The sequence below is a fragment of the Prevotella sp. P5-64 genome, assembly GCF_002251285.1.
GTDB lineage: Bacteria > Bacteroidota > Bacteroidia > Bacteroidales > Bacteroidaceae > Prevotella.
Genome location: NZ_NPJK01000009.1, coordinates 20,533 through 46,815 on the forward strand (window position 1 = coordinate 20,533; position 26,283 = coordinate 46,815).

Sequence of the window (26,283 nt, forward strand, 5' to 3'; positions counted from 1 at the left end):
CCCATAGATGTAGGTACTGCCTGCCTCTATGGGGATTATTGTTTCTGCATGTCCGACTTCCGAGCATGTCTCTGCCGATGCCGAGCATGTCTCTGTCGGTGCCGAGCATGTCTCTGCCGGTGCCGAGCATGTCTCTGCTGATGCCGAGCATGTCTCTGTCGATGCCGAGCATGTCTCTGCCGGTGCCGAGCATGTCTCTGCCAGTGCCGAGTAAGCCTGCCTATCCGCCGGCACTGTCCTCGCTTTCGCTATTCATGCCTTTGGTTATCTGGCGATTAACGAAGAAAGCCATTCCGACACCGTGATGATGTCAGAATGGCTTTCCTCCTTTTATATGATAAGATGTATTAATACTCTTCTTCGGCTACGTCTTCAGCCTCCATGTTCAGGTCTTCGGGGTCGGTGTCGAAAGTGGTGCGATAGCTTTCTTCCGTGAGCTTGTCCTCGTCATAGCTATCGTCGTCCTCGTCATAGTCCTCACCGCAGTCCTCGTTGACATCGTCCAATTCCTCGTCGTCCTCATCCTCGTCAAAGTCACGCATTTTCTTGTCGTCCTCGTCAAATTCCGACTTGTAGCGGGGCTTCTCCACTTCGGGTTTCAGTTTGGCAAAGATGGCCTCCACCCATGAGCCTTTGGGTATCTCGAGCACCTCAAAACCGTCGTTCACTTTCTTCTCATACATGCCGCCGGGCTTGTGCAGACGGTTGGCGGGTAGGGTAGTGGTGCTGATGTCAAAACCGCTGAGGATGATATCCTGAATGCTCTGTGAGAGCGATTCCCAACCACCGCCGAAGTTGCGCTCGAGCACCTCCATGAGCTTGGCAGCCGAGATGTGGCGTATATTTTCATAGGTGAGGTCGGTGACTCTGTTGATAGGACGCTTCTTGACAGCCCACTTCTGTATGTGCTTGTCATCGAGCTTGATTTGTCCGATTTTGAATCCGCGCTCTTCGTATTTCTCGAAGACTTTGGGGTTGTCAATCTTTATCTCTTCCAGCTCAAAGCCACTCTTGATAATATCCATGTAATGCTGCAGGTTGTCTTTGAAATCGGCTTCCTTTTCGCCACTTTCCCAGAGGCGGAAAATGTCGTTTTCTTGGGCGTCCCAGATATTACTCTTGTTCAAAGTTTTGAGTGTCAGAACTTTATGGTCTTGCTTCATTGTTTGTGTAAAGTTTGGAGTTTGTATTGGCTGCAAATGTATACAACAAATCGTTAAGTTGCAAATTTTTATGCAAAAAAAATCGTATCAATATGAAAAATATCATTAACTTTGCAATAATTATGAGTGAACCGTTAGCTGAAAGGATGCGTCCGCGCACCTTGGATGATTATGTAGGACAGCAGCATTTGGTGGGTCCGGGAGCGGTGCTTCGCAAGATGATTGATACGGGGCATATCTCTTCGTTTATTCTTTGGGGACCTCCTGGCGTGGGCAAGACCACTCTTGCCCAGATTGTTGCCAACATGTTGCAGGTGCCTTTTTACACGCTCAGTGCCGTGACCAGTGGAGTCAAGGATGTGCGCGATGTGATAGAGCGTGCCAAGAGTGGGCGCTTTTTCAATTCCGCCTCACCCATACTCTTCATCGACGAGATTCACCGGTTTTCCAAATCCCAGCAAGACAGCCTACTTGGGGCGGTCGAGCGTGGCGTGGTGACGCTCATCGGTGCCACCACCGAGAATCCCTCTTTCGAGATTATCCGCCCGTTGCTCTCCCGATGCCAGCTCTATGTCCTCAAGTCGCTCGAGGCTTCCGACCTGCTCTCGCTTCTTCATCGTGCTGTGACCCAGGATGTCGAACTCTCCAAGCGCCATATCCATCTGCAGCAGACCGATGCGCTGCTGCGCTATAGCGGTGGCGATGCGCGCAAACTGCTCAACATCCTCGAGCTCGTTATCAGTGCCTCTACCGACGACGAGGTGACCATCACCGACGAGATGGTCGAAGAGCGGCTCCAGCAGAACCCCTTGGCCTACGATAAGGACGGCGAGATGCACTACGACATCATCTCTGCCTTTATCAAGAGCATCCGTGGCAGCGACCCCGATGCCGCCCTCTACTGGATGGCGCGCATGATAGAGGGAGGCGAAGACCCCAAGTTCATTGCCCGCCGCGTGGTGATAAGCGCCGCCGAAGATGTGGGACTCGCCAACCCCAATGCCCTACTTATGGCTAACACCGCCTTTGATGTGGTCAACAAGATAGGATGGCCCGAGGGCCGCATTGCGCTTGCCGAGGCTGTGGTCTATCTCGCCACCAGTCCCAAGAGCAATTCTGCCTATCTCGCCATCGACGAAGCCCTTGCTGCCGTGCGCGCTACTGGCAATCTGCCCGTGCCGCTGCCCATACGCAACGCCCCCACGGCGCTCATGAAGGAGCTGGGCTATCACGATGGCTATCTCTATCCCCACGACTATCCCGGCAACTTCGTTGCCCAGTCCTATCTCCCCTCCGAGTTGGGCAGCCGCCGCTTCTGGCACGCCCAGCACAGTCCTTCCGAGGAGAAACTCTATCAGCGCATGCTGCAATACTGGGGCGACAGATATAAAGATGACAAGTAAACCAACAATGAATATAGTATTATTGGATATGCAAATAGTATTATTAGACGGATATGCGTCCAATCCGGGCGATCTTACCTGGGAACCCCTCAAAGAGATGGGCGAGGTAACGGTGTACGACCGCACGCAGCCTTCAGAGGTAGTCGAGCGTGCGCATGATGCAGAAATCATAGTAACCAACAAGGTGACACTCACGCGGCAGACGCTTGAGCAGCTGCCCAACCTGCGGCTGATATGCGTATTGGCCACGGGATACAACACCATCGACACCCTGGCGGCCCGCGACTTGGGCATCACCGTGTGCAACGTGCCTGCCTACAGCACCGACAGTGTGGCGCAGATGGTCTTTGCACAGATACTCAACATGACCAACCGCGTGGCCCACTATGCCCGCCAGACCCGCGAGGGACGTTGGTCGGCAGCGCCCGACTTCTGCTACTGGGATTTGCCCGTGAGCGAGCTCGCCGGCAAGACCCTCGGCATCGTGGGCCTCGGCCATATCGGTGCCAAGGTGGCAAGCATAGCCCGCGAGTTTGGTATGGATGTCTTTGCCTTCACCAGCAAGAACTCCATCGACCTCCCCGACTATATCCAGAAGACCACCCTTGAGGGACTCTTCGGTGTGAGTGACATCCTTACTCTCCACTGCCCGCTCACCCCCGATACCCACGAGCTCATCAACGCCCGCACCCTCGCCCGCATGAAGCGTGGCGCCCTGCTGGTCAATACCGGCCGAGGCCCTCTGGTCAATGAGGCTGATGTGGCCGAGGCTCTTGCCTCTGGACAGCTTGGCGGCTATGGTGCCGACGTGATGTGCAGCGAACCGCCGGCTGCCGACAATCCGCTCTTCGCCCAGCCCAACGCCTTCATCACGCCCCACATCGCATGGGCATCGGTCGAGGCGCGCCAGCGACTGCTCAACGCCACCTTCGACAACATCCGCGCATTCCAGGATGGCCATCCCCAGAATGTGGTCAATCCCTAAGCGCCATTTGAGATAACCCTTTGCCGTGGGCCTGGTCTGTCTGTCAGATTAGGCCCATTGCTTTTTTGTCTGCCGTCTCGCCCCGTCTCTCCCGATGCCATCCATAATATTGTTGCAAACCACGAAACGACTATTTCCCGTCTTTATACCATTATTTCCAACCACGAAATAACCATTTCGCACCCCGCAAAGATGTTGTCTGTCATCACGGCCCTCATCTCTGCCATCGCCGACATCATTGCAGATTGCTGAAAACTTTTCGGCTTAACTGCAAAATAATTGGACATTCGCTTTGAATTGCGGGTGAATTGTGCTAACTTTGTCTCATATATCATAATGTAATAGGAAGTAGAATATGGATTTAGTACAACGGTTTATCAATTATACACAGTTTGACACCCAGTCTGCCGAAGACTCTCAGACTGTGCCAAGCACGGCCAAGCAGCTCGTGTTTGCCAAATACCTGAAGGAAGAGTTGGAGCGCGAAGGTCTCTCTGATGTCGAGATGGACGAGATGGGCTACATCTACGCCACCCTCAAGGCCAATACCAAGAAGGAGGTGCCCACCATCGGCTTCATTGCCCACTACGACACCAGTATGGACTGCTCTGGCGCCAACATCAAGCCCCGCATCGTCGAGAACTATGACGGTGGAGACATCGTGCTGAGCGAGGGCATCGTGTCGTCGCCCTCCAAGTTTCCCGAGTTGCTCGACCACAAGGGCGAGGACATCATCGTGACCGACGGCCACACGCTGCTCGGTGCCGACGACAAGGCGGGTATCGCCGAGATTGTCGAGGCGATGTGCTATCTGCGCGACCACGACGAAATCAAGCACGGCGACATCCGTGTGGCTTTCAATCCCGATGAGGAGATAGGCATGGGTGCCCATCACTTCGATGTCGAGAAGTTCGGATGCGAGTGGGCCTACACCATGGATGGCAGCGACCTGGGCAACCTGGAGTATGAGAACTTCAATGCTGCTGCCGCCAAGGTCATCATCAAGGGTATGAGCGTACACACGGGTTATGCCAAGGGCAAGATGGTCAACGCCAGTCGTCTGGCTTGCGAGTTCAACGCCTTCATTCCCGAGACCGACATCCCCGAGACCACCGACGGCTATCAGGGCTTCTACCATCTGCTGGGCATCGACAGCCACTGCGAGGAAGCCAAGCTGAGCTACATCATCCGCGACCACGACCGCGAGAAGTTTGAAGACCGCAAGGACTTCATCGAGTCTATCGCTGCCCGTATGAACGAGAAGTACGGCGAGGGCACGGTCAAGGTTGAGCTGCGCGACCAGTACTACAACATGAAGGAAAAGATAGACCCCAACATGCATGTGATTGACATTGTGCTCAAAGCCATGCAGGAGACAGGCGTCACCCCCAAGGTTGAACCTATCCGTGGCGGAACCGACGGTGCCCAGCTGAGTTTCCGAGGTCTCCCTTGCCCCAATATCTTTGCCGGCGGCGTCAACTTCCATGGCCCCCACGAGTTTGTCTCCATCCAGGTCATGCAGAAGGCTGTGCAGGTCATCACCCGCATCTGTGCCATCACCGCTGCATACAACGACTGATTATCCCCAATAGCGATAGAAGCTGTTCCTTGTTGAGGAGCAGCTTTTTCGCTTTTATCCTATACGCTTATGGCTGAACTTCCGGCTCTGGTCAAGGACCTTGCACTCATACTCATCGTGGCTGGCGGCGTCACACTGCTCTTCAAGCGCTTGCGCCAACCCCTCGTTTTGGGCTACATCGTGGCGGGCTTTCTCGTGTCGCCCCACATGCCCTACACCATGTCGGTGATAGACAAGGCCGACGTGCAGATGTGGGCCGACATCGGCGTCATCTTCCTGCTGTTCTCTCTGGGCCTCGATTTCTCGTTCAAGAAGATACTCAAGATGGGCATGGCGCCCATGATAGCCGCCATCACCATCATCCTCTGCATGATGTTTGCCGGCACCGTGGTGGGCCACCTCTTCGGGTGGGCGCGCATGGACTGCGTATTCCTTGGCGGCATGCTTGCCATGTCGTCCACCACCATCATCTACAAGGCTTTCGACGACCTGGGGCTCAGGCAGCAGAAGTTTGCCGGGCTGGTGATGAGCGTGCTCATCCTCGAAGACATCATGGCCATCGTCATGATGGTGATGCTCTCGGCCTTTGCCACCGGGGCCAACCCCGACGGCGAGCAGATGGTGGCTTCGGTCGTCAAGATAGGCTTCTTCCTCACGGTATGGCTGGTGGTAGGCATCTTCTTCATCCCCATGTTCCTGCGCAAGACGCGTCTGCTCATGAATGACGAGACCATGACCATCGTGGCGCTCGGACTCTGCTGCGCCATGGCGTGCATCTCCACGCTGGTGGGGTTCAGCAGCGCCTTCGGAGCCTTCATCATGGGCAGCATCCTTGCCGAGACCATCGAGGCCGACAAGATTATCCAACTGGTAGAGCCTGTGAAGAACCTCTTCGGTGCCATCTTCTTCGTATCGGTGGGCATGCTGGTCGACCCACATATCCTTGTCGCTTATGCCGTGCCCATCGTCATCCTCGTGCTGACCATCCTCGTGGGCCAGAGTGTGCTGGGCTCGATGGGATTTCTCCTGAGCGGTCAGACACTGCGCAACTCCATGCGCTGCGGTTTCTCTATGGCTCAGATAGGTGAGTTCGCGTTCATCATAGCATCATTGGGACTCTCGCTCCACGTCATCGGCAACTTCCTCTATCCTGTCGTGGTGGCGGTATCGGTCATCACCACCTTCCTTACACCTTATATGATCAAGGCTGCCGACCCCGCCTACCACCAGTTGGAGAAGCGGCTGCCCAAGCGGTGGCTGCGGCGGCTGGGCCATCTGGGTCTTGCCACCCACTCGAGTGCGGTGGAAAGCGGCAACTGGCGACTGCTGATGCGCAAGCTGCTCACCACGGCGCTCATCTACAGCATCCTCACCACCGCCACCATCACCCTCATGTTTACCTTCTTCCTGCCCTTCATCCGGCAGATACTGCCCCACTGGTGGGCCAACGGCGTGTGCGGCCTGGTCACGGTGGTACTCATCTCGCCCTTCCTGCGCGCCATCGTGATGAAGCACAACCACAGCGACGAGTTCAAGGCGCTCTGGACGGGCAACCGCATCAACCGTCTGCCGCTGCTCTTTACCATCGTGGCGCGTATCTTCATCGCCGCGGCGTTCCTCTTCTATATCTGCAACTATCTGGCACGCTTTGCCAATGCCATCGTAATCACTCTGGCGCTCATCGTGATAGCCATCTTTGTGATGTCGCGCAATCTGAAGCGTAGCAGCATACATCTGGAGCGACTCTTTGTGCAGAACCTACGCTCTCGCGACATCGAGGCACAGGTGCGCGGGCGCAAGCGGCCGCTCTTTGAGGGTCATCTGCTTGACCGCGACCTACATATATCCGAGTTTGAGATTCCCCTCAATTCCGCCTTCGCCGGCAAGAGCCTCGCCCGTCTGCAGTGGGGGGCGCGCTTCGGCGTCCTCGTGAGCAGCATCCTGCGCGGTTACCGTCGCATCAACATCCCCGGTGGCTCCACCATCCTCTTCCCCAAAGACAAGATACAGGTCATCGGCAACGACGAGCAGCTGCATGCCTTCGGCATAGAACTCAGCAGCAATCTTGTGCCCGAAGACCCCAATATAGAGAAGCGGGAGATGGGGCTGCACAGTCTCGTCATCCACGCCGGTAGCGCCTTTGTCGGCAAGACGCTCAGCGAGAGCGGCATACGCGAGAACTATGACTGCATGGTCGTGGGAGTAGAAGAGGGGCAGCAGAACCTTACGATGATTAATCCCAAGCGTCCCTTCGAGCAGGGCGACGTCATCTGGGTGGTGGGCGAGCGAGACAGTATTGACCGTCTGCTCCAAGCCTGATGGCGTGGAGATGTGCGTTGCTGTAAAGGTAAAGGGTTGCGTTTAGCCTAAGGTGTTATTACTGGTTTGCCATTATAGCCTACACATTCATGCTCATTATCCTTGCTGCTTGTAACCGGCCGATACTCACATCCGTATCGGCTGAAACTCGCATCCGTGCCGTCCGATACGTATATCCGCATCGTCCGATACGCATCTGCAGAGATGGTCAGCAGAGTTGCCGAGGTACCCTCGGCTCGTGCGGAGGTCATGGCGACGGTGGCGTCTCTTACTATAAACAGAAACAGCAGGCTCTCCCTGATTGGCGGGTGAGCCTGCTGTTGTCTTATGTTTGTGAGAGGGCTGCTGTTGGTGCCCTCGATTCTTGCCTATGGTCTTGCCGTATGTGGTCAGCGCACCACCACCTTGGCACCCTTGACTATGTAGATGCCCGCAGGCACGCTTACGCGCTTGGTGTCACCAGCCTCGGTACTTACGCGATGCACCAGACGGCCGTCGATACCGTAGATGGCCACGGTCTCGGCCTTGTCGGCACGGATGATAATCTCGCCTTCGCCGCCAGTGATTGCCTTGCCGCCGGTGGTCTCAACATGGTCGATGCCTACGGGCTTGCCTGCCACATAGACAATCTGGAGATTGGCTGGCAGTCTGTACCCCCGACTCTCGTCCTCTACAAGCACCAAATTATAGAAGTAGTTCTCCATGTTTACGTACATTAATGGGCTGAGGTTGTTGTCGATATATGACATCTCGATGCCGCCCATCATGAAGTTAAACCCTACCTCTGCTGGGCTCCATGTCTCTTCTACATAGAGTTCGCTACCATCGTTGGGCACATCAATTTGCTTGTAGCCACCTTTCCAATACTTTTTGCTGCCGTCGCTTGCATCCTCGCAATAGATGAAGTATTGCACCTTACCGGCACCACCTATATTTTTGAATTTATACCTGAATAGGGCGTAGTCATCATTTATCTTGGGGGCTTTGACCCTATTGCCGAAACGGAAAGCGTTCTCGGTCTCGTAGTCGCCCGGTGTGACGTTGGTCTCCACGTTCGTAAGTACCAGGACTGGCTTTGTGGTCATTTCGGCGGTGATTTTCTGGGGCGCAGAGATTTCTTCGCCCGCATCGTCCTTGACCCTGAGGTAGAAGTCGCCTTCTGGTACTTCTACAAGTATAGTGATCTGGCGTGTAATCGTCGAGTGGGCAGGCACACTGATGTAGCAGTCGCCTCCGGGGGTGTTATTGTAATCCTGGTCGTTTCTGCCGGAATGTAGCGTTATAAGTCCGATGTAGTCTTCGTTGCCATTGTTGGTCACCTCCACGTTGAAGGTGGCCTTTTCAGACCGACTATTTTACCTGCGGGTGTTATGGTGGCGCTGAGCAAGGAGTTGGCCTTGACCAGCTTGTCGGTTGTAGCAATTAGGGTAATGGGCTTCATGCCGTTGGTATATAAACACTTGTGCCATGTGGTCTCGCCCTTTTTGCAATAGACGCCGTAGATGGTGTAGGTGCCGTTCTTGGGTGCGAAGTTGAAGTTGGTCTCGACAAATTCACCGGTTGGAATGCTCAGGTTCCTGGGATTGCAAATCAAGGTATATCCGCCCTTGCCGTCGTTGATGGCGTAGGCAAACTTGCCGTTAAATGGATTTGTGGTGGTGGAGAACAACGCATCGCCGAAAGACAGGCTGAATGCCTCTGACTCATTGGCACGTGTGTCCTTGGTGATGTTGAAGTACGTGTTTAGGTTTTCGCTTGTATATTTGTTTATCTCCAACGAGGGTGTAAATACCAATGGCTCGTCTACGATGCCATTGTCGGGCTGGATGCCGATAATCATATCGCAGTTGCGGTTGTATCCGTCGGGGGCATTGCCCGAACCGGCGCCACCCTTTTTGGGATTGAGGATGGTAATGTCGAAGTATCCGTTCTGATAGCCGCCCCAGCCCCAGTTGATGTGGTACAGTCCTGAACCGTTGCTGCCGTCGCATACAAACTGATGGCCGCTGGTGGAAGAGAAACCTCCATAGAGTATAGGACGTCCGGCGCTGAGCTCACGGTCTATGAGGTCGGCCCATTCGGCTATGCTGTAGTTGGCACGGAAAACATTGGCAATCAGGTCGACGTCGTAACCGAAGTATTTGGTCAAATGGTAGTAGTTCACTACGGCTCCCGACGAACTGCCGTAGTCCATCTCTACCGCTGCGCCGCAATGCAGCATCAGCTTGGCTACTGCCTCTGCTTGTGTATTATTATAGTTGCCTTCTACATATCGTGGCAACATGTTGTCCCAGTCATAAGTCGCGCCTTGGGAGATACCTGGCATGTTGATTTTGTTGGTTCTGGTGGTGTAGGCGGGAATGTCGGCCATGAGTTTCTTGGGATATTTCCAGAACGCCATAATCTGCGCCATGGCAGTGGCTACACATCCTGTCACCGAACGGTCGTTGCCGTTGTATTTGGGACACATCATGTTGTATGGATAGCCCTGGTTCCACTGTATCTGGCCCAACAGAGGTGCTACCTTTGCTGACGCGCGCTTGGGTGAGGCGGTCATGGCGCGGTGCTCGTTGAGCAAACTCAGTGCGGCGGGGGCTCCAGCCTTGACGGCTTCGGCCATAGCTTTGTAACTATCGAGAAACATGGCCATACCCTCGGTCATCTGGTTTTCGTCGTAGGTTCCGCTGTCGGCATAGCCCACGATTTCGGGCATACGGTCATCGCCCGACACGATGGTGAAACCCTTGTCGGCGCCGTTGGGAAATACGTAGTAGTCGACTACCTGCTTGAGGTGGCTGTCAACGCCATTGATGGCTCTGGCCTTGGCTCGTGCCTTGCTGTCTATCACTATGCCGAGTCGGGAAGCCTGGTTCTCGGCAATCTTTTGCGCCTGTACGAATGAGCGTGGACCGGCTATAGCCGCCAGCTTCACAAAGAGCACAAGCATCAGAATGAGTAAAGATTTCTTTTGCATAATGAGTTAGTTTGGTTATAGTCAACTGCAAATATACGATTATTTATATACTTTCTATACCAAATCAGTAAAAAATTTTGAATAATAGCTGCTTTTTTGTATTTGATGATATTTATAATGCCTGTTCCGAAGAAAAAACGCGTGGATAATGTCCTTTCTTCTGAACAGGCATTGTGTATGCTTATGGGGTGTCAATGTGACATCAATACCACTGCACGGCGTTGGAATAACCACTGCGCTTGTCGTATTTGAGCGCGTCGGTAAGCGTGGCGGCATTGCAACGGAACGAGAAGTTATAGCTGGTGTATGGCGCGAGCACCACCTGACAGCTCATGTTGAAGCAGTGCAAATCGCGCTGCAACGAGGCGGTGGTCATGCTTATCTTGTGGTTCTCAAAGTCGTAACCCGACGAGAAGCTGATATTCCACCCGTCGCTGATGCGAAGGTTGCCGCTCATGTTGACGGTCTGCGTGAACTTGTAGGGATAGCGCATCTTGTTGTAGTTGAACTTCTTGATGTCGCGGTTCTCGCTCATGGTGACACCATAGCCCACGGTGAGCGACCAGGGCATGGAGAAGAGCATGTAGCCATCGTCGTCGGTGGCAGCCTTTCCGGTGTCCTTGCGCTTCTTGGCTCCGCGCTGTCCTTCTATCATGTCGTCGTCGACATTGCTTTCGATGCCGGTGTCGATGCCTTCCTTCTCTTCTTTGCTGTCTTCTTCGTCGTCACCGCCGTTGAAGAGTTTGCGCAGTTTCTCTGGTGTGAGCGTGAATGAGAAGTTCTGCGACATACCCTGGAAGCGTCCGAAGCGTCCGTAGCCCCACTCTGTGTGGTTGCCCACGTAAGGCCGGCCGTTCTTGTCGAGCTCGTAGGCGTAGGTGGCGAAGACTGCGTGCATGTTGAAGGTATAGTTCTTCCACCATTTCAGACGGATATCCATGCCCAGGTCACTCCAGGGTTTCTCCTTGGCTGCCATGTTGTAAGACATCTGCAGGGCAAAGTTGTCGATGATACTCACCTTCTTGAAGCCGGTACTGTCCTTGTCGCTCTTCATCTTCATCTCGACGTTGTTGGCAAGGCTGAACGACAGGTTGCCGGTCTTTCCGCGTGTGGGGTATCCGAAGGCCGAGCCCTCGTAAGGAGAATACTCGACAAGGTCTACGCTACCGTCGGCATTGGTGCGCTGGTAGGTCTGGTAATAGCCGTAGCGCGCCGCACCGAAGTCTGGGGCGTAGCTGAAGCTGACCTGTGGGGTGAGGACGTGGCGGATGGCCTGTACCTTGTCACCGAAAATCTTGCGGCTGGGCACATAGAAACCATACAACTTGGTGCTGGCGCTCATGGCGAAGTTCCAGTTGTAGACGTTGTGCAGTCCGTTGATGGTATCGTTGACCACGGTGCCGGTGGCCTCGTCCCACGACTTGTTGACCTTACGCAGGTAGGTACGGTCGGTGAAGTTGAACGCCGGGGTGACGTTTATATAATTAAATAAGGTGAAGGTACCCTGGATAGGGATATTGTGCTGCATACCGTTGCGCCAGTCCTTGGCCAGATTGGACGACATGAGTTTGTCTTCCTTGGTGTCGATGGAGTTGGTGATATGTCCGGTATAGCTCATCGAAATCTTCTCGTACCAGCGCTGCTTTCCGGCTGCGTTCTTGCGACGGAAGGGATAGAAGCGGCTGATGGAGATGTTCATGTCGGGCAGCGTCAGTGCGATGGTGGTATCGCGCATGTTCTGGTTGAGGTTCACTGTCGAGCTCAGCGTCATGCCTATGCTCGAGAAAGTGGTGCTCCAGTTGACCGAAGATGTACGCGTGCTCTGCGTCATGGTCTGCGGATTGTACATACTGTACAGGTTGTTGCGCTCATAGCTGCTTGTGGCGAAGTTGACGCTTGCCGACAGCGTGTTGAACGGATTGGCCTTGGCATCCTGACGGTGACTCCACTGTATCTTGAAGCTGGTCTGTCGGGAGTAGTCGGGCATTCCCTTGTCGCCGGTACGTGTGTCCTGGAAGCTACCTAAGAAACTACCGTTGTATTTGTAACGCTTGCGGTAGTTGGAGGCTGCGCTGAGTCCCCATGAGCCCTTGGTATAAATCTCACCCAAGAGTTTGAGGTCCCACTTGTCGCTCATGGCGAAGTAGTAACCGGCATCGCGCAGATAGAAACCACGGTCTTGCTCGTCGCCATAGCTCGGCATGATGAAACCTGAAGAATAGCTCTTGCTGAAGGGGAAGAAACCATAGGGGATGGCCAGCGGCAGAGGCACATCGGCCACCACGAGATAGGCGGGACCGAACACCACATCCTTGCCGGGGCGCACCTTGGCTCGCGACAGCGCGATGTAGAAGTCGGGGTGCTCGGCGTCGCAGGTGGTGTAACGTCCATGCTTGAGGAAGATTTCTCCCTTGTCGTTGCGCTTGGACAACTGGCTGCTGAGATAGCCTTCCTCCTGGTGGGTGGTCACATTATTGATAAAGCCCTTCTTGGTCTTGAAGTTGAAGGCCATGGTATCGCTCTGGTATTCGGTGTCGCCCATCTTGAATACCGGCTTGTTGCGTATGCCGCCCTTCTCGAGCGAATCGGGGGTACCCACGGCGTGTACCAGACTGCTGTCCATGCTCAAGGCGATGCGGTCGCTGGTCAGGTCCATGTTCTCGTACTTCACATTGGCCTCGCCGTAGATATAGGCACGCTTGGCTTTGGCGTCGTAGACCAGCGAGTCGTTGCCCTTGTAGCTTACCGGTGCGTCGATACCGTTCTTCTTGGCTCGGTTGATAGAGTCGAGGCGTATCGAGTCGTCGATGGCTTTGTTGTGGTGATATATGGCCAGTTGGAGCGAGTCCATCTTGGTGGTATCAATGGCGGGAAGGGTGGGGGTGATGTCTTTCTTAATGGAGTCTTTCAGGGCGATGGTGTCGTTTTTCACCTTCCTGTTTCGCTTCTGACCCGAGGGTGTGGTGGTCTTGGCCATCACAAAGATGATGGCAAACAGGAAGATTACTATAAGCGTTTTAGTCTTCATTAAGACTGCAAAGTTAAAGAATTAATGACTAATTACTATCTGTTTTCTCAATTTTAACGCTATTCGAAGAGATTTTTCCATTCGCGGAAGCGCAAAACGCCCTCTTCTCCGAACTTCTGGAGACTGCGAAGGGCCTCTTCGAAACTCTTTTCGTGGTTGAGACGGGTCTTGGAGTAGAACTTGTCGGCATAGCAGATGACCTTCTCCTCGATGGTTTCGGGCAGAAAGTCCTCTTCGGGCAACGGCAGCTTCTGGCTGATGATGTCGTGCTTGGTAAGTCCGGCTCCGGTGTGGCGCTCGCATACCCGGGCGTGTCGCGGATAACCTTCGGCGCGCATGAGTTCGGCTCCTATCCGTCCATGACAGATGTAGGGCTCGTCGCCCATGCAGTGTATCGACGGCGCATGGCAGCGGAAGATGCCGATGTCGTGGAGCATGGCAGCCTCGATGACAAACTGGCGGTCGATGTGCAGTTCGGGATGGGCATCACAAATGCGCACAGCACGCTGCATAACGAGCGTGCTGTGCGTAATGAGTATATTCCGGAGGTCGTTGTCCTCCGGATAGTATTTGTCTATTATCTGATTATGCATCTGCCTCGGGGCGCTGAATATAAGCTATCACGTCGCCCTTGCGAACCTTGGCGCCCTGCTTGGCGTTAATCTCTACGAGTTTGCCGCCAAGGTCTGCCTTGACCTCAACAAACTCGCCCCAAGGAGCCTGTATGTAGCAGAATGCGTCGCCTTCCTTGTATTCTTTGCCGATGAATGGCTCAACAGCAGGAGCAGCCTCGCCGTCGCCCTGGAATTCCCAGAACAGCTGTCCCTTGACCGGACATACGATTGCATCGGCCTTTGCGTGCTTGAAAGCAGCCAACTGCTCGGCGCTCAACTGGCTTCCCATCTTTGCATCTTTGGCTTTCTGCAGGTCGGCGAGGAAGTTCTTCTTGGCCTGGCCGCTCTTGAAGTTGCGATACTGCTCGGGGTGCATAGCCAACTCGAACAGCTCCTCATCGTCCTGACCATACTCCCAACCGTTCTCGTCCATCTCCTTGCGGAAGTCATCGAGGGCGTCGGTGAGCAGTGTGTGGGCGTCGACATCGGTAAACTCTCGGCCCTGCTTCTGAGCCAGCTCTACCAGCTCGGGAGCGATGGTGCCAGGAATCTTGCCACTCTTGCCGAGAATCATACCCCACATAGCCTCGTCCATCATCACAAAGCGGCCCTTGCCCTGCTCGATAGTCAGCAGGTTCATCAGCGCGATGTTCTTGACATACTGGCTGAAAGGAGTAACCAGTGGAGGATAGCCTACGCGAGGCCATACATATTCAACCTCATCGAAGAGCTTGATGAGCAGGTCGTCCATAGACAGCTCGTCCTCACCCTTCTTCTTGCGTACGTTGTTGATGGTGGTGCGCATACCGCCGAGGTCGGCCATCATAGAACCCATCATACCGCCGGGCAGACCGCAGCCGAGCAGGAGCGAAGACATAATCTTGTTACCGGGGTTGATGAAGTAGCCGAGCCACTCGTCGATAAACTCCTGGGTAAGAGCGCGAGCCTTCATGTAGGCACTCATGTTGATTTCGGGTACCTCGAAGCCCTCGTTCTTGAGCATGCTGATGACAGAGATTACGTCTGGATGCACCTTACCCCATGACAGCGGCTCGATGGCTACGTCGATGATGTCGGCACCGTTGTTGCAGACCTCAAGGATGCTGGCCATAGACAGGCCGGGACCAGAGTGGCCGTGATACTGGATGATGATTTCGGGATGCTTGTCCTTAATCATCTTGGTGAGCTTGCCCAGGAATGCGGGCTGACCGATACCGGCCATGTCCTTCAAACAGATTTCCTCGGCACCAGCCTCTATCAACTCATCGGCGATATTGTTGTAATATTCAAGAGTATGTACGGGAGATGTAGTTATACACAGAGCGCACTGGGGAATCATGCCGCCCTCCTTGGCCCACTTGATAGAGGGCTTGATATTGCGAACGTCGTTCAGACCGTCAAAGATACGGGTGATGTTGGTACCCTGCTTGGCCTTAACCTTGTACATCAGAGCGCGTACATCGTCGGGCACGGGATACATGCGCAGCGCGTTGAGACCGCGGTCAAGCATGTGGGTCTGGATGCCCACCTCATTGAAAGGTTTGCAGAATGCGCGCACGGCGTCGTTAGGATTCTCGCCGGCCAGAAGGTTCACTTGCTCAAAGGCACCACCGTTGGTCTCCACGCGACTGAAGCAACCCATCTCAATGATTACCGGAGCGATGCGCTCCAACTGATCCTTGCGTGGCTGGAACTTACCAGAGCTCTGCCACATATCTCTATACACGAGACTGAACTGAATTTTCTTCTTCATATTATCGATAATATTTTTAATATCACTATATTTCAAGGTGCAAAATTATACAAAAAAAACCAATTAGCTCATGATTGCTGCTTTTTTTTGTTCTTTGGTGGAATTTAATTGTCCCATTTCGCTTCCATTGTTGACTTCCAGCCCGCTCATTTGGCTTTCTTTTCTCCTTGTTTTTGTTATCGTCAGCGCCCCCATTGTGCCGCGTTGCAGGCGGGTTATCCCCCTTCTTGCCCTCGCTGTCGCCCTCTGCCGTGGCTTTATTTATAAAAAAATAGTCGCTTCCTCCCTGTTTCTCATAATTTATGAGTAACTTTGCGGCGACTTTTGCCGTGGGCATCCCTTTATCCATGAGAGTGCCGCAGATGAGGAACGCCTCGTCTTCCCTTGTCAGGGTGGCGGCAGAGTCTTACATAACTGACAGACAAACCAAGAATGAAGAAAACAATTTATACCAAGTTTGACAAAACTCTGATTATGGCTCTTCCCGTGGTCGAGTTTCCAGGGCGCATTATCACCATCCTCACAGCGGGTGAGGCCGAGCGCGCCGTCGATTATTTGTTGACGCAGCCCATATTGGGCATTGACACCGAGACACGCCCCGCCTTCCGCAAGGGAAAGACCTACAAGGTGGCGCTGCTTCAGGTTTCGACCCACGACACCTGTTTTCTGTTTCGTCTCAACCGCATCGGCGTGACGCCAGCTATCATTCGTCTGTTGGAGAATACCACGGTGCCCATGGTGGGACTGTCGCTGAGCAACGACTTGCTGTCTCTGCACCACCGCGCCGACTTCAAGCCAGGTATGTTTGTCGATTTGCAGAATGAGGTAGGTCGCCTGGGCATCCAGGACCAGTCGCTGCAGAAGCTCTATGCCAACCTCTTCCACGAGAAGATCAGCAAGCGCCAGCGGCTCACCAACTGGGAGGCCGACGCGCTTACCAACCGCCAGTGTCTCTATGCCGCCACCGACGCCTGGACCTGCATCCGCCTCTACGAGGAAATCTGCCGTCTCGCCGAGACCGGCGACTATGAGCTGGTGACCGTCGAAGAGCCCGCTCCGAAACAAGAACGCAAACCCATAAATACAGAAGCATAATGCCACAATACCCATCCGTCATACTCAAGCGAGGCAAGGAAGAAAGCCTGCGCCGTTTCCATCCCTGGATATTCTCGGGCGCTATCATGCGCATGGACGAGGGGATAGGCGAGGGCGACATCGTCAACGTCTTTTCTTCATCGGGCGATTTCCTCGCCTGTGGCCACTATCAGATAGGTTCCATCGCCGTCAGAGTGCTGTCCTTCCGTCAGGTCGAGATTGACGCCGAGTTCTGGGAGAGCCGCTTGGCTTCGGCGCTGCAGATGCGTATAGCCATAGGCATAGCCGACAACGAGCGCAACAATACCTACCGACTCGTACACGGTGAGGGCGACAATCTGCCTGGTCTCGTCATCGACTGTTATGGTGCCACCGCCGTGATGCAGGCCCACAGTGTGGGTATGCACGTGAGCCGCCAGGCTGTGTGCGACGCCTTGGTCCGCGTGATGGGCCACCGCATCGAGAATGTCTATTACAAGAGCGAGACCACGCTGCCCTTCAAGGCCGACCTGCGTCAGGAGAACGGATTTATATATGGTGGCAGCGACGACAATACCGCTGTCGAGAACGGCCTTCGCTTCCATGTCGATTGGCTCAAGGGCCAGAAGACCGGTTTCTTTGTCGACCAGCGCGAAAACCGTTCACTTCTCGAGCAGTATGCCCGTGGCCGCACGGTTCTCAATATGTTCTGCTACACTGGAGGCTTCTCTGTCTATGCCATGCGAGGCGGTGCGCAAGCCGTCCACTCGGTCGACAGCAGCGCCAAGGCCATCGAGCTTACCAACCGCAATGTCGCCCTCAACTTCCCTGGTGACGCCCGTCACGAGGCATTCTGCGATGACGCCTTCAAGTATCTCGATGCCAACGACAAGAAGTACGACCTCATCATTCTTGATCCTCCTGCCTTTGCCAAACATCGTGCTGCGCTCCATAATGCATTGAAAGGCTACACCCGACTTAACGTTAAGGGCTTCGAACGCATAAAGCCAGGTGGCATCCTGTTCACCTTCAGCTGTTCGCAGGTCGTTACCAAAGATAATTTCCGCAACGCTGTCTTCACGGCAGCCGCCCAAGCCGGCCGCAAGGTGCGCATCCTGCATCAGTTGCACCAGCCTGCCGACCATCCCATCAATATCTATCACCCCGAGGGTGAATACCTGAAGGGACTGGTACTCTATGTTGAATAAAGAAGTAAGCCAATTCATCGCCGCCCATGACCTCCTGTCTCCGGGCGACACACATCTGATAGCCCTCTCGGGTGGCGCCGACAGTGTTTGTCTGCTGCTGGTGCTCCGACGGCTGGGTTATCAGGTTGAGGCGGCTCACTGTAACTTCCACCTCCGTGGCGATGAGTCTAATCGCGATGAGCAGTTCTGCATCGACCTCTGTCGCCGTCACGCCATCCCTCTTCATCTTGCCCACTTTGACACCCGTGCCTATGCCGACCTCCATAAGGTGAGCATAGAGATGGCTGCACGCGATTTGCGTTATGGTTATTTCGAGCAGTTGCGCCTCTCCATCGGTGCCGCCACCGTGTGTGTGGCCCACCATCGCGAAGACAGCGTCGAGACCGTGCTCCTCAATCTCATCCGGGGTACCGGCATCGACGGACTCACCGGCATCGCTCCCCGCAATGGTCATGTGGTGCGTCCGCTGCTCTCCGTGAGCCGCCGCGACATCGAAGCGTGGCTCAGCGAGCAGGGTGAGGGATATGTCACCGACAGCACCAATCTCGTCAACGACGTCAAGCGCAACAAGGTGAGACTCGATGTCATCCCCCTGTTGCAGACCATCAACCCCTCGGTCGTCGACAGCATCTACCAGACCTCGCTCCGCCTCACCGAGGCTGCCCGCATGGCCAATTCCCCTGTCATCCACGACCGTTATCAGGGCGACACGCTCCCCTTTGCCATGTTGCGCAGCGAGGCGTCTGCCGAGTATGTGCTCTGGCATCGCCTGGCACCACTCGGCTTTACCCCCGTGCAGGTCGAGGATATGGCGGCAGCCATCGACGGCCGCCCCGGCATGGAGTGGCAGTCGTCTACACACACCGTGGTGACCTCTCGCGACGCCCTGGTCATCGCCCCGCTCGAACCCCAGGCTCCCCAGTCCGTGGTAATGCCCGAGGCAGGTACATACCTCATCTCTTCGGGCGAGCGGTTGAGGCTGGAGCTGGCGCCTTACACCCCCGATATGCCCATTTCCCGTGACCCGCTGAGCGTGATGCTCGATGCCACAGCCGTCGAACTGCCCCTCACCCTGCGCCGAGTGCGCCAGGGCGACCGCTTCACGCCCCTTGGCATGCGCGGCAGCAAGCTCGTAAGCGACTACCTCACCGACCGCAAGCGCAATCTCATCGAGAAGCGGCGCCAGCTGGTCGTTACCGATGCCCGCGACCGTGTGGTGTGGCTTGTGGGCGAACGCCCCGACCACCGTGGCCGCATCACCGCCGACACACGACGATATATACAGCTCACATACATACGCCCATGACACCCCTTGTCCTCACAGTCATCATCCCCGTCTACAAGACCGCTGCCACCCTTGACCGCTGTGTCGAGAGCGTGCTCAGCCAGGCTGACGGTTGTGAACTCATCCTCGTCGATGATGGTTCGCCCGACTCCTGTGGTGACCTTTGCGACCGGTGGGCAGAGCGTAGCGACCGCATCAGCGTCGTCCACCAACCCAATCGCGGTCTCAGTGCCGCCCGCAACTCCGGCATCGCCCGCAGCCATGCGCCCTACGTCACCTTTGTCGACAGCGACGATGTGCTCCAGCCCCATACGCTGCCCCCGCTGCTTGCCCTGCTCGCCGCCCATCCCGACTACGACCTCGTCGAATATCCCGTAGAGATACACTATGGCTCGCCGCGCTGCCACCAGCTTGCGTTGTCCGATGCCGTCTATACCGACTGGCGCCGTTACTGGCTTGACGCCCGTGCCTATACCCATACATACGCCTGGAACAAGGTGTTCCGCCGCAGCCTCTTCGACCATTGCCTCTTCCCCGAAGGACTTACGTTTGAAGACGCCTGGCTTCTGCCGCGCCTGCTGCCCCATTGCCGCGCGATAGCCACCGTCACCACGGGCCTCTATCGTTACTACGACAATCCGCAGGGCATCACCCGCACCGCCACCGGTGCCGACCTCTCCCTGCTGCTTGCTGCCCATTGCTATGTGCTGCCCCTGGTGAGCAACGCTGACTATTATGCCCATGTGGTCAATGTCGCCCTCGATGTTTACCACGCCACCGGGCGTGTGCCTTTGCTGCCCCGGCTGCCTTACTGGCATACTCCCAAGTTATTGATTAACCGATTATTAGGATTCAGATTCTTATGCCGACTACACCAACTGCTCCGGCCACGCCACTGATGACCTTTGTCATCACCTGCTACGACCTGCCCGCCGATATGTTGCGCGAGTGCGTCACCGCCATCTTCTCCTTGGCTTTCCAGCCTGGCGAGCGCGAAGTCATCGTCATCGACGACGGCTCCAAGCTGCCCGCCATCACCGATATCGATGACGTAAAAGACCAGATTATCTATCTGCGCCAGCCCAACAGCGGCCTTGCCTGCGCCCGCAATATGGGTATCAGAGTGGCTACCGGCCGCTACATCCAGTTTGTCGATGGCGACGACTATCTTCTGCGTATTCCCTACGAGCATTGCCTCGACCTCGTGCGTTATCATAACCCCGACATGGTCTTGTTCGACTTCTCCACCCGCTCCTCGGTAGCTACACCTTATTCTTATGAAGGTCCCATGTCGGGCAGCGAGTATATGCAGGGTCACAACCTCCACGGCACAGCCTGTGGCTATATCTTCAGCCGCGAGCTGTTGGGCTCTCTGCGCTTCACAGCCGGCATCCTGCACGAAGACGAGGAATTTACGCCCCAGCTCATCCTCCGTGCCGAGCGCCTGTTTTATACCGACGCCAAGGCATACTACTACCGTCAGCGCCGAGGTTCCATCATGCACGCCGATGCCGCCAACCACATCGACAAGCGGCTCTCCGACTCGCTGGCTGTCATCCTGCGCCTGCAGCAGATGGCTGCCACCATGCCCGAGACCGACCGCCAGGCTCTCGCCCGTCGCGTCGCCCAGCTCACGATGGACTACCTCTACAATACCATCCAGCTTACCCACAGCCGCCAGCGCCTCGACGACGCCATTGCCACGCTCGAGCAGCAGGGACTCTATCCGCTGCCCGACAAGCGTTACACCCGCAAGTATTGGATGTTCCGCCGGCTCGTCCAGTCCAAGATGGGACGCAGCCTGCTGTTACATATAGTAAGATAACGATTATGCGCATACTCCTCATCGGCGAATACAGCAATGTACACTGGACCCTGGCTTGCGGCCTGCGCCAGTTGGGCCATCAGGTCACCGTCTTGTCCAACGGCGACTTCTGGAAAGACTATCCCCGCGACCTCTCCCTCGTGCGTCGTCCGGGCTGGTGGGGAGGCCTCTGTTACCTTATGCGACTCTGCACCTTGTTGCCACGGCTGCGGGGCTATGATGTGGTGCAGCTTATCAACCCCATGTTCCTTGAGCTCAAGGCCGAGCGCATCCTGCCCGTCTATCGCTATCTGCGCCGCCATAACCGTAGGGTGGTCCTCGGTGCCTTTGGCATGGATTACTATTGGGTCCACGAGTGCATTACCCGCAAGCCGCTGCGTTATAGTGACTTCAACTTCGGCGACCAGGTGCGTACAGACCCCGAGGCACAGGTGCATATCGACGACTGGATAGACACCGCCAAGGGGCGGCTCAACCAGATGATAGCCGCAGACTGCGACGGCATCGTCGCCGGTCTCTATGAAGACTGGGTATGCTATCATCCCCACTTCCCCCATAAACTCTCCTTCATCCCTTACCCCATACGCTGCGACGCTCAGCCTGCTCTGCACCCCCACGACAGGCTCAAGGTCTTTATCGGCATCAACCGCAGCCGCTCGGTCTATAAGGGCACCGACATCATGCTGCGTGCTGCGCAGGACGTGGCTGCCCGTCACCCCGAGGAGATGACGCTGACCGTGGCCGAGAGCCTGCCTTTCGACGAGTATGTGCGCCTTCTGCACGACCAGGATGTGCTGCTCGACCAGCTCTACAGCTACACGCCGTCGATGAATCCCCTTGAGGCGATGGCCCACGGCGTGGTGTGCGTGGGCGGAGGCGAACCCGAACACTACGAGATACTGGGCGAGACCCAGCTGCGACCCATCGTCAATGTCCAGCCCACTTACGAGAGTGTGGTCGAACAGCTCGAATATCTCGTCACCCATCCCCACGAGGTTGTCCGGCTCAGAGAGCAGAGCGTAGACTATATCCACCGCCACCATGATTATATTAAGGTGGCGCGCCAGTACGAAGACTTCTATCAGAGTTTGCTATAGCGAATGAAAAAAGTAGGCCGAAATCTTGACAGTCCAATCTTTTATTCGTAACTTTGCACTCCGTAACAGACAGGGGTACTTGCTCAACCCCCTTTATCAAAACAAGAATATGAATAATAAAAGACAGAGTGTGAGTATGCTCTTTATGCTTTTCGGCATACTCTTCTGCGTTTGCCTGATTGCGTCAAACGTGTTTGCGACAAAGCAGATAGCGATGGGAGAGTTCAGCGTTACCGGTGGACTGCTTGTGTTCCCAATCAGTTATATCATCAACGACTGCGTATGCGAGGTGTGGGGCTACCGCAAGGTTCGCCTCCTCATCTGGATAGGCTTCGCCATGAACTTCTTCTTTACCCTGGTGGGTGCCCTGTGCGACTGGATACCCGGCGCACCCTACTGGACCAATGACCAGGGCTTCCATGCCATCTTCGGCTTGGCTCCGCGCGTGGCAGCGGCCTCGTTTGCCGCCTTCATCGTGGGCTCTTTTGCCAACGCCTATGTGATGAGCCGCATGAAGATTAGTTCCAACGGCCATCGGTTCTCGCTGCGCGCCATCCTGAGCACGGTGGCTGGCGAGAGTGCCGACTCCCTCATCTTTTTCCCGCTGGCGTTCTGGGGCGTGATACCCTTGAGCGAGATACCCGTGCTGATGCTTATGCAGGTGGTGCTCAAGACTGCCTACGAGATTGTGGTGCTGCCTCTTACCATCCGCGTGGTGCGCTGGGTCAAGGCCTATGAGGGCGAGGATGTCTATGACGAGGGCGTAGACTATAACGTATTAAAAATTTTCAATTTCTAATGGACAGGACTAAAGACGGACTGAAACAGCTGGGATCGGCTACCAAGTATGCCGACGACTATGCCCCAGAGGTGTTGGAGACCTTTGTCAACAAGCATCCGGGCAATGATTATTGGGTAAGGTTCAACTGCCCCGAGTTCACATCACTCTGCCCCATTACAGGGCAGCCCGACTTTGCAGAGATACGCATCTCATATATCCCGGATATCAAGATGGTAGAGAGCAAGAGCCTTAAGCTCTATCTCTTCAGCTTCCGCAATCACGGCGACTTCCATGAGGACTGTGTCAATGTCATCATGAAAGACCTCATCCGCCTGATGGAGCCCAAGTATATCGAGGTGACAGGTCTCTTCACTCCCCGTGGCGGCATAAGCATCTATCCCTATGCCAACTATGGCAAGCCCGGCACCAAGTATGAGCAACTGGCCGAGCAGCGCTTCATCCATCACGACATGGGTGATAAATAACAGCGTGCCAACCACACTATCCCAATCGCCGCAAGCATTCTTCATATTGCTTGCGGCGATTGTCGTTTGTGGCTGGGGCGTCTCTGCCTCTTCTCGCTACCCGCGCTGGCGGCGTGGCAGTGGCATCGGCTGGCTCGTATCTTATGTTACGTGGGCTCGTGATTTACGGCACGTGCTTACGTATCGTAAGTCACGAGCCCACGTACCTTCCGTTACGAGCCGGCAACCGCGCCCTCTACGCCGCAGTCTGCGTGCTCCTTATGCGTCGTGACGGTCTCTGCCGCGCCATAAACAATCAGAGCACCACCCGATGGGTAGTGCTCTGATTGCGATGAGGCTGCGGGGGTAGGGGAGATGGCCTCCCTGTGCCCAGTCTATTGTGCTGTGGTCGCCTCCTTCAGCGCCTTCTTGGCCTGCATGCTGGCTATCGCCTTGGCCTTCTTGTTGATGTCCTCAATGTTGTTCTTGCGATAGTAGCTGCGCGTCACTCCGCCGCTGGTCAGCACCAGCGAGTCGCCCTTGAAGTAGTCTATGGTGCAGGTGTCATTGACCAGGTCTGTCACCTCCAGTTTGTTGTCCTTGCCCATCTTCGGCGTGCCGGCGGTGATGACCAGATAGCCGTTCCAGATGTGCCATGCGGTGAAGTAACCCAATGGCGGATAGACCACGGGGCTCTCCTCTTCGAGCGAAGTCTGTTCGCGCACATATCCCACGCTCATGCACGACCACTGGCGCTTCATCCAGAACCCGTATTCACGTGGTATAAGGTAAGTCTTCTTGATGGAATCGGGCATATCTCTCATGATACGCTTCTGCAGGCGAGGGCTCATCTGCTCATAGTCCTTCAGCTTGGGCATGACGATATAGCACCATATTCCCTTGAGCTGGTCCAGGTCTATCACCATGTCTGCCACGGTAGAGTCTTCCTTGTTGGTCACCACGCCTATCCAGTCGCCCACTTTGAGCTGTCCCATAATCTTGCCGCGGCGTGTGGCCTCTATCACGTTGAAACGTATGGGGTCGCTGCCGTCGTTGGGCAGAAGCAGCACCACCGAGTCGGTGCATCCGTCGCACGCCAGACCATATACGGTCTTGTCGCCGCTGAGTTTGAGCTCGTCGGTAGAGGCGCCCAACTTGGCTCCCTTGGTGCCGTTGTCACTGTTGCCCGAGCAGGCCATGATGGCCATCGTTGCCAGGGCTATGCCGATTATCGCAATTCTACTTTTCATCATTCTTGCCGTTGTCTATTGTCTATGCAAAGGTAGTGATTATGCGCGTATGCACCAAGTGATTTGCTGAAAAAAAGACTGGCAGCCACCGTCATTGCCACCCCTCTTGCTGTAACAGCGGTTGCCGTCATTCCAATTATTTTCACCCGCGTTGTAATATTTCTCTCCGTTTAAGCCTGTTTCTACTGAAAAAATTTTACTTTTGTAGAACCATAACTATCAACCACAATTTTTGCCGCTATGACCCACGATATATTCATCAGCTATTCGTCGGCTCAGTCTGACGCAGCCCAAGCCGTCTGCCATCTGCTCGAACAACATGACATCAAGTGCTGGATGGCGCCCCGCAATCTCACTGGTGGCGCGAGCAGGATCAACGGCAGTTTGATGACATCAAGGACAGACTCACCTTTGCCCATCTGCCCAGCATAGATAAAGTCTGCCGGAGCCTGGCCTCTCCCGATGAGGTGAGAGAGGTCGAAGGAGTCGAGTATTCGTGGAGGCAGCCGTCGGCTGTCCAGCGTTATCTCCAGTATTACTGCCCGCTGGTGTGGGTGGATGTATTCTCTGGTGCATCCCCGGCATTTGGGCGCCTCTACAGTCTGGCCCGCCAGCACCAGCAAGAGTCCCTTGCGTCGGGCCAGGTTGATGAAGATGAAGTGAAAAACCTCGTCAATGCCTATGCCAACCTGTGTATGTCGTACAACAAGTATGTGGCAAGTCTTGCAGATAGCGAGCTCAGTCCTATGGATGCCAGCAAAGCAATACAGGCGCTGTGTCCTGGCAGCCCGTTGGCAGGCGCTGCCGGTGAGGCCACGAGTGCCATGAGTCCGCTTGGTGCCATTGCCGCCATACGCCGCGAGACCTGCAAGGCAATGCTCACCCTGCTGCCCTATACAGACCAAGGCTTTAGCCTAACCCTATCTGACGAAGACTTCCTGACATGCTGCGAGTCGCTGACCGACGATGCCGACCTGCAGCTGTTCTTCATCAGCGTTGTGGAAATCCATATAGAGCTCGAGGCGATAATGATAGACATCAATAAAGCCGTTTCCTATGTGGAGAATATGGCCAATATGCGTCTCTGCGACTGTGACCATGCGGGCGGTGACGGCAATTGACGCACTGGCGGCGTATGCTGTGAAAGGCTGGACAACAATGGCTTGGGCAGAGGCTGTCGGGGTGTGGACAATGGAAAATGAAAAAAAACTACGGTTTTCCTTTGTATTGTCTATGACTTGCATTAACTTTGCACAAGCAATTGGTTCATAGATTGATTAAAAAGGGAATCGGGTGAAACTCCCGAACAGTCCCGCTGCTGTGAACACCTCCGGCCTCGGCAGGCGAGGCAGGCAAACCATCACGTCACTGACATTTTTTCGGGAAGACGGTTTGCCAGTGGTCATCACTGCGATGACAGAGGTGTGAGTCAGAATACCTGCCGTTGCTATATATATAATAAGGTGTATGGTCTGCGAGGA

General features: G+C 55.1%; 23 protein-coding genes and 1 riboswitch. Of the genes, 15 read left to right on the forward strand and 8 right to left on the reverse strand.

What is annotated here, in order from left to right; genetic code table 11:
* The first annotated feature begins 28 nt into the window (after positions 1-28).
* Positions 29-214 (forward strand): hypothetical protein, encoded by a 186-nt coding sequence (locus CIK87_RS01970; protein ID WP_094385010.1) that lies wholly within the window; start codon positions 29-31, stop codon positions 212-214.
* A 133-nt stretch (positions 215-347) separates the two neighbouring features.
* Here the strand turns inward: CIK87_RS01970 and CIK87_RS01975 are convergent, their stop codons facing one another.
* On the reverse strand, positions 348-1,163 hold the full coding sequence (locus CIK87_RS01975; protein ID WP_094385012.1) for a hypothetical protein: 816 nt from the start codon (positions 1,161-1,163) through the stop codon (positions 348-350).
* A 122-nt stretch (positions 1,164-1,285) separates the two neighbouring features.
* On the opposite strand from CIK87_RS01975, the gene CIK87_RS01980 reads away from it, so the two are divergent.
* From CIK87_RS01980 to CIK87_RS02000, 4 genes are all read left to right on the forward strand, one after another.
* The gene (locus CIK87_RS01980; RefSeq protein ID WP_094385014.1) at positions 1,286-2,566 is read left to right on the forward strand and encodes a replication-associated recombination protein A; all 1,281 of its coding nucleotides are present in this window, start codon (positions 1,286-1,288) and stop codon (positions 2,564-2,566) included.
* Positions 2,567-2,594: 28 nt separating this feature from the next.
* A complete protein-coding gene (locus tag CIK87_RS01985) occupies positions 2,595-3,551 on the forward strand; it encodes a D-2-hydroxyacid dehydrogenase (RefSeq protein ID WP_094385016.1) in 957 nt (318 codons plus the stop codon).
* 355 nt (positions 3,552-3,906) lie between these two features.
* Positions 3,907-5,130, forward strand: a complete 1,224-nt coding sequence (pepT, locus tag CIK87_RS01995; RefSeq protein WP_022311634.1) for a peptidase T — start codon at positions 3,907-3,909, stop codon at positions 5,128-5,130.
* 69 nt (positions 5,131-5,199) lie between these two features.
* The gene (locus CIK87_RS02000) at positions 5,200-7,449 is read left to right on the forward strand and encodes a cation:proton antiporter (protein ID WP_094385020.1); all 2,250 of its coding nucleotides are present in this window, start codon (positions 5,200-5,202) and stop codon (positions 7,447-7,449) included.
* Between the two features lie 389 nt (positions 7,450-7,838).
* Here CIK87_RS02000 and CIK87_RS02005 read toward each other — a convergent pair whose 3' ends face one another.
* From CIK87_RS02005 to CIK87_RS02030, 6 genes are all read right to left on the reverse strand, one after another.
* Positions 7,839-8,774, reverse strand: a complete 936-nt coding sequence (locus CIK87_RS02005; protein ID WP_094385022.1) for a hypothetical protein — start codon at positions 8,772-8,774, stop codon at positions 7,839-7,841.
* Positions 8,765-10,423, reverse strand: a complete 1,659-nt coding sequence (locus CIK87_RS02010; RefSeq protein ID WP_094385024.1) for a C10 family peptidase — start codon at positions 10,421-10,423, stop codon at positions 8,765-8,767. Before CIK87_RS02010 ends, CIK87_RS02005 begins: the two co-directional genes overlap by 10 nt.
* A 202-nt stretch (positions 10,424-10,625) precedes the next feature.
* On the reverse strand, positions 10,626-13,451 hold the full coding sequence (locus tag CIK87_RS02015; protein WP_022311630.1) for a putative LPS assembly protein LptD: 2,826 nt from the start codon (positions 13,449-13,451) through the stop codon (positions 10,626-10,628).
* Between the two features lie 59 nt (positions 13,452-13,510).
* Positions 13,511-14,044, reverse strand: coding sequence for an HD domain-containing protein (locus tag CIK87_RS02020; protein WP_094385026.1), 534 nt, complete (start codon positions 14,042-14,044; stop codon positions 13,511-13,513).
* Positions 14,037-15,818 carry a biotin/lipoyl-binding protein gene (locus CIK87_RS02025; protein WP_094385028.1) on the reverse strand — a complete coding sequence of 594 codons (1,782 nt, stop codon included), beginning with the start codon at positions 15,816-15,818 and terminating at the stop codon, positions 14,037-14,039. The genes CIK87_RS02020 and CIK87_RS02025 overlap by 8 nt, the downstream gene beginning before the upstream one ends.
* 25 nt (positions 15,819-15,843) lie before the next feature.
* Complete coding sequence (locus tag CIK87_RS02030; protein WP_094385030.1) at positions 15,844-16,167, reverse strand: hypothetical protein; 324 nt, start codon at positions 16,165-16,167, stop codon at positions 15,844-15,846.
* A gap of 83 nt (positions 16,168-16,250) precedes the next feature.
* Here CIK87_RS02030 and CIK87_RS02035 point away from each other — a divergent pair, with 83 nt between their 5' ends.
* From CIK87_RS02035 to CIK87_RS14530, 9 genes are all read left to right on the forward strand, one after another.
* On the forward strand, positions 16,251-16,913 hold the full coding sequence (locus CIK87_RS02035) for a 3'-5' exonuclease (protein WP_094385032.1): 663 nt from the start codon (positions 16,251-16,253) through the stop codon (positions 16,911-16,913).
* Positions 16,913-18,100, forward strand: coding sequence for a class I SAM-dependent rRNA methyltransferase (locus CIK87_RS02040; RefSeq protein ID WP_022311625.1), 1,188 nt, complete (start codon positions 16,913-16,915; stop codon positions 18,098-18,100). Before CIK87_RS02035 ends, CIK87_RS02040 begins: the two co-directional genes overlap by 1 nt.
* Positions 18,090-19,406, forward strand: coding sequence for a tRNA lysidine(34) synthetase TilS (gene tilS / locus CIK87_RS02045; RefSeq protein ID WP_094385034.1), 1,317 nt, complete (start codon positions 18,090-18,092; stop codon positions 19,404-19,406). Before CIK87_RS02040 ends, tilS begins: the two co-directional genes overlap by 11 nt.
* The gene (locus tag CIK87_RS02050) at positions 19,403-20,284 is read left to right on the forward strand and encodes a glycosyltransferase (protein WP_094385037.1); all 882 of its coding nucleotides are present in this window, start codon (positions 19,403-19,405) and stop codon (positions 20,282-20,284) included. Before tilS ends, CIK87_RS02050 begins: the two co-directional genes overlap by 4 nt.
* Positions 20,248-21,210, forward strand: coding sequence for a glycosyltransferase (locus CIK87_RS02055; RefSeq protein WP_094385039.1), 963 nt, complete (start codon positions 20,248-20,250; stop codon positions 21,208-21,210). The genes CIK87_RS02050 and CIK87_RS02055 overlap by 37 nt, the downstream gene beginning before the upstream one ends.
* Before the next feature lie 5 nt (positions 21,211-21,215).
* Complete coding sequence (locus tag CIK87_RS02060) at positions 21,216-22,307, forward strand: glycosyltransferase (RefSeq protein WP_022311621.1); 1,092 nt, start codon at positions 21,216-21,218, stop codon at positions 22,305-22,307.
* Between the two features lie 109 nt (positions 22,308-22,416).
* Positions 22,417-23,106, forward strand: a complete 690-nt coding sequence (locus CIK87_RS02065) for a queuosine precursor transporter (RefSeq protein WP_094385172.1) — start codon at positions 22,417-22,419, stop codon at positions 23,104-23,106.
* A complete protein-coding gene (gene queF / locus CIK87_RS02070; RefSeq protein WP_022311619.1) occupies positions 23,106-23,573 on the forward strand; it encodes a preQ(1) synthase in 468 nt (155 codons plus the stop codon). Before CIK87_RS02065 ends, queF begins: the two co-directional genes overlap by 1 nt.
* 143 nt (positions 23,574-23,716) lie before the next feature.
* Positions 23,717-23,899, forward strand: a complete 183-nt coding sequence (locus CIK87_RS14530) for a hypothetical protein (protein ID WP_144008073.1) — start codon at positions 23,717-23,719, stop codon at positions 23,897-23,899.
* A gap of 48 nt (positions 23,900-23,947) precedes the next feature.
* On the opposite strand, the gene CIK87_RS02075 is transcribed toward CIK87_RS14530, so the two are convergent.
* A complete protein-coding gene (locus CIK87_RS02075; protein WP_336385641.1) occupies positions 23,948-24,805 on the reverse strand; it encodes a hypothetical protein in 858 nt (285 codons plus the stop codon).
* Positions 24,806-25,131: 326 nt separating this feature from the next.
* On the opposite strand from CIK87_RS02075, the gene CIK87_RS02080 reads away from it, so the two are divergent.
* On the forward strand, positions 25,132-25,923 hold the full coding sequence (locus tag CIK87_RS02080) for a hypothetical protein (RefSeq protein ID WP_094385041.1): 792 nt from the start codon (positions 25,132-25,134) through the stop codon (positions 25,921-25,923).
* Positions 25,924-26,047: 124 nt separating this feature from the next.
* A riboswitch (cobalamin riboswitch) is annotated at positions 26,048-26,263 on the forward strand.
* Positions 26,264-26,283: the final 20 nt, after the last annotated feature.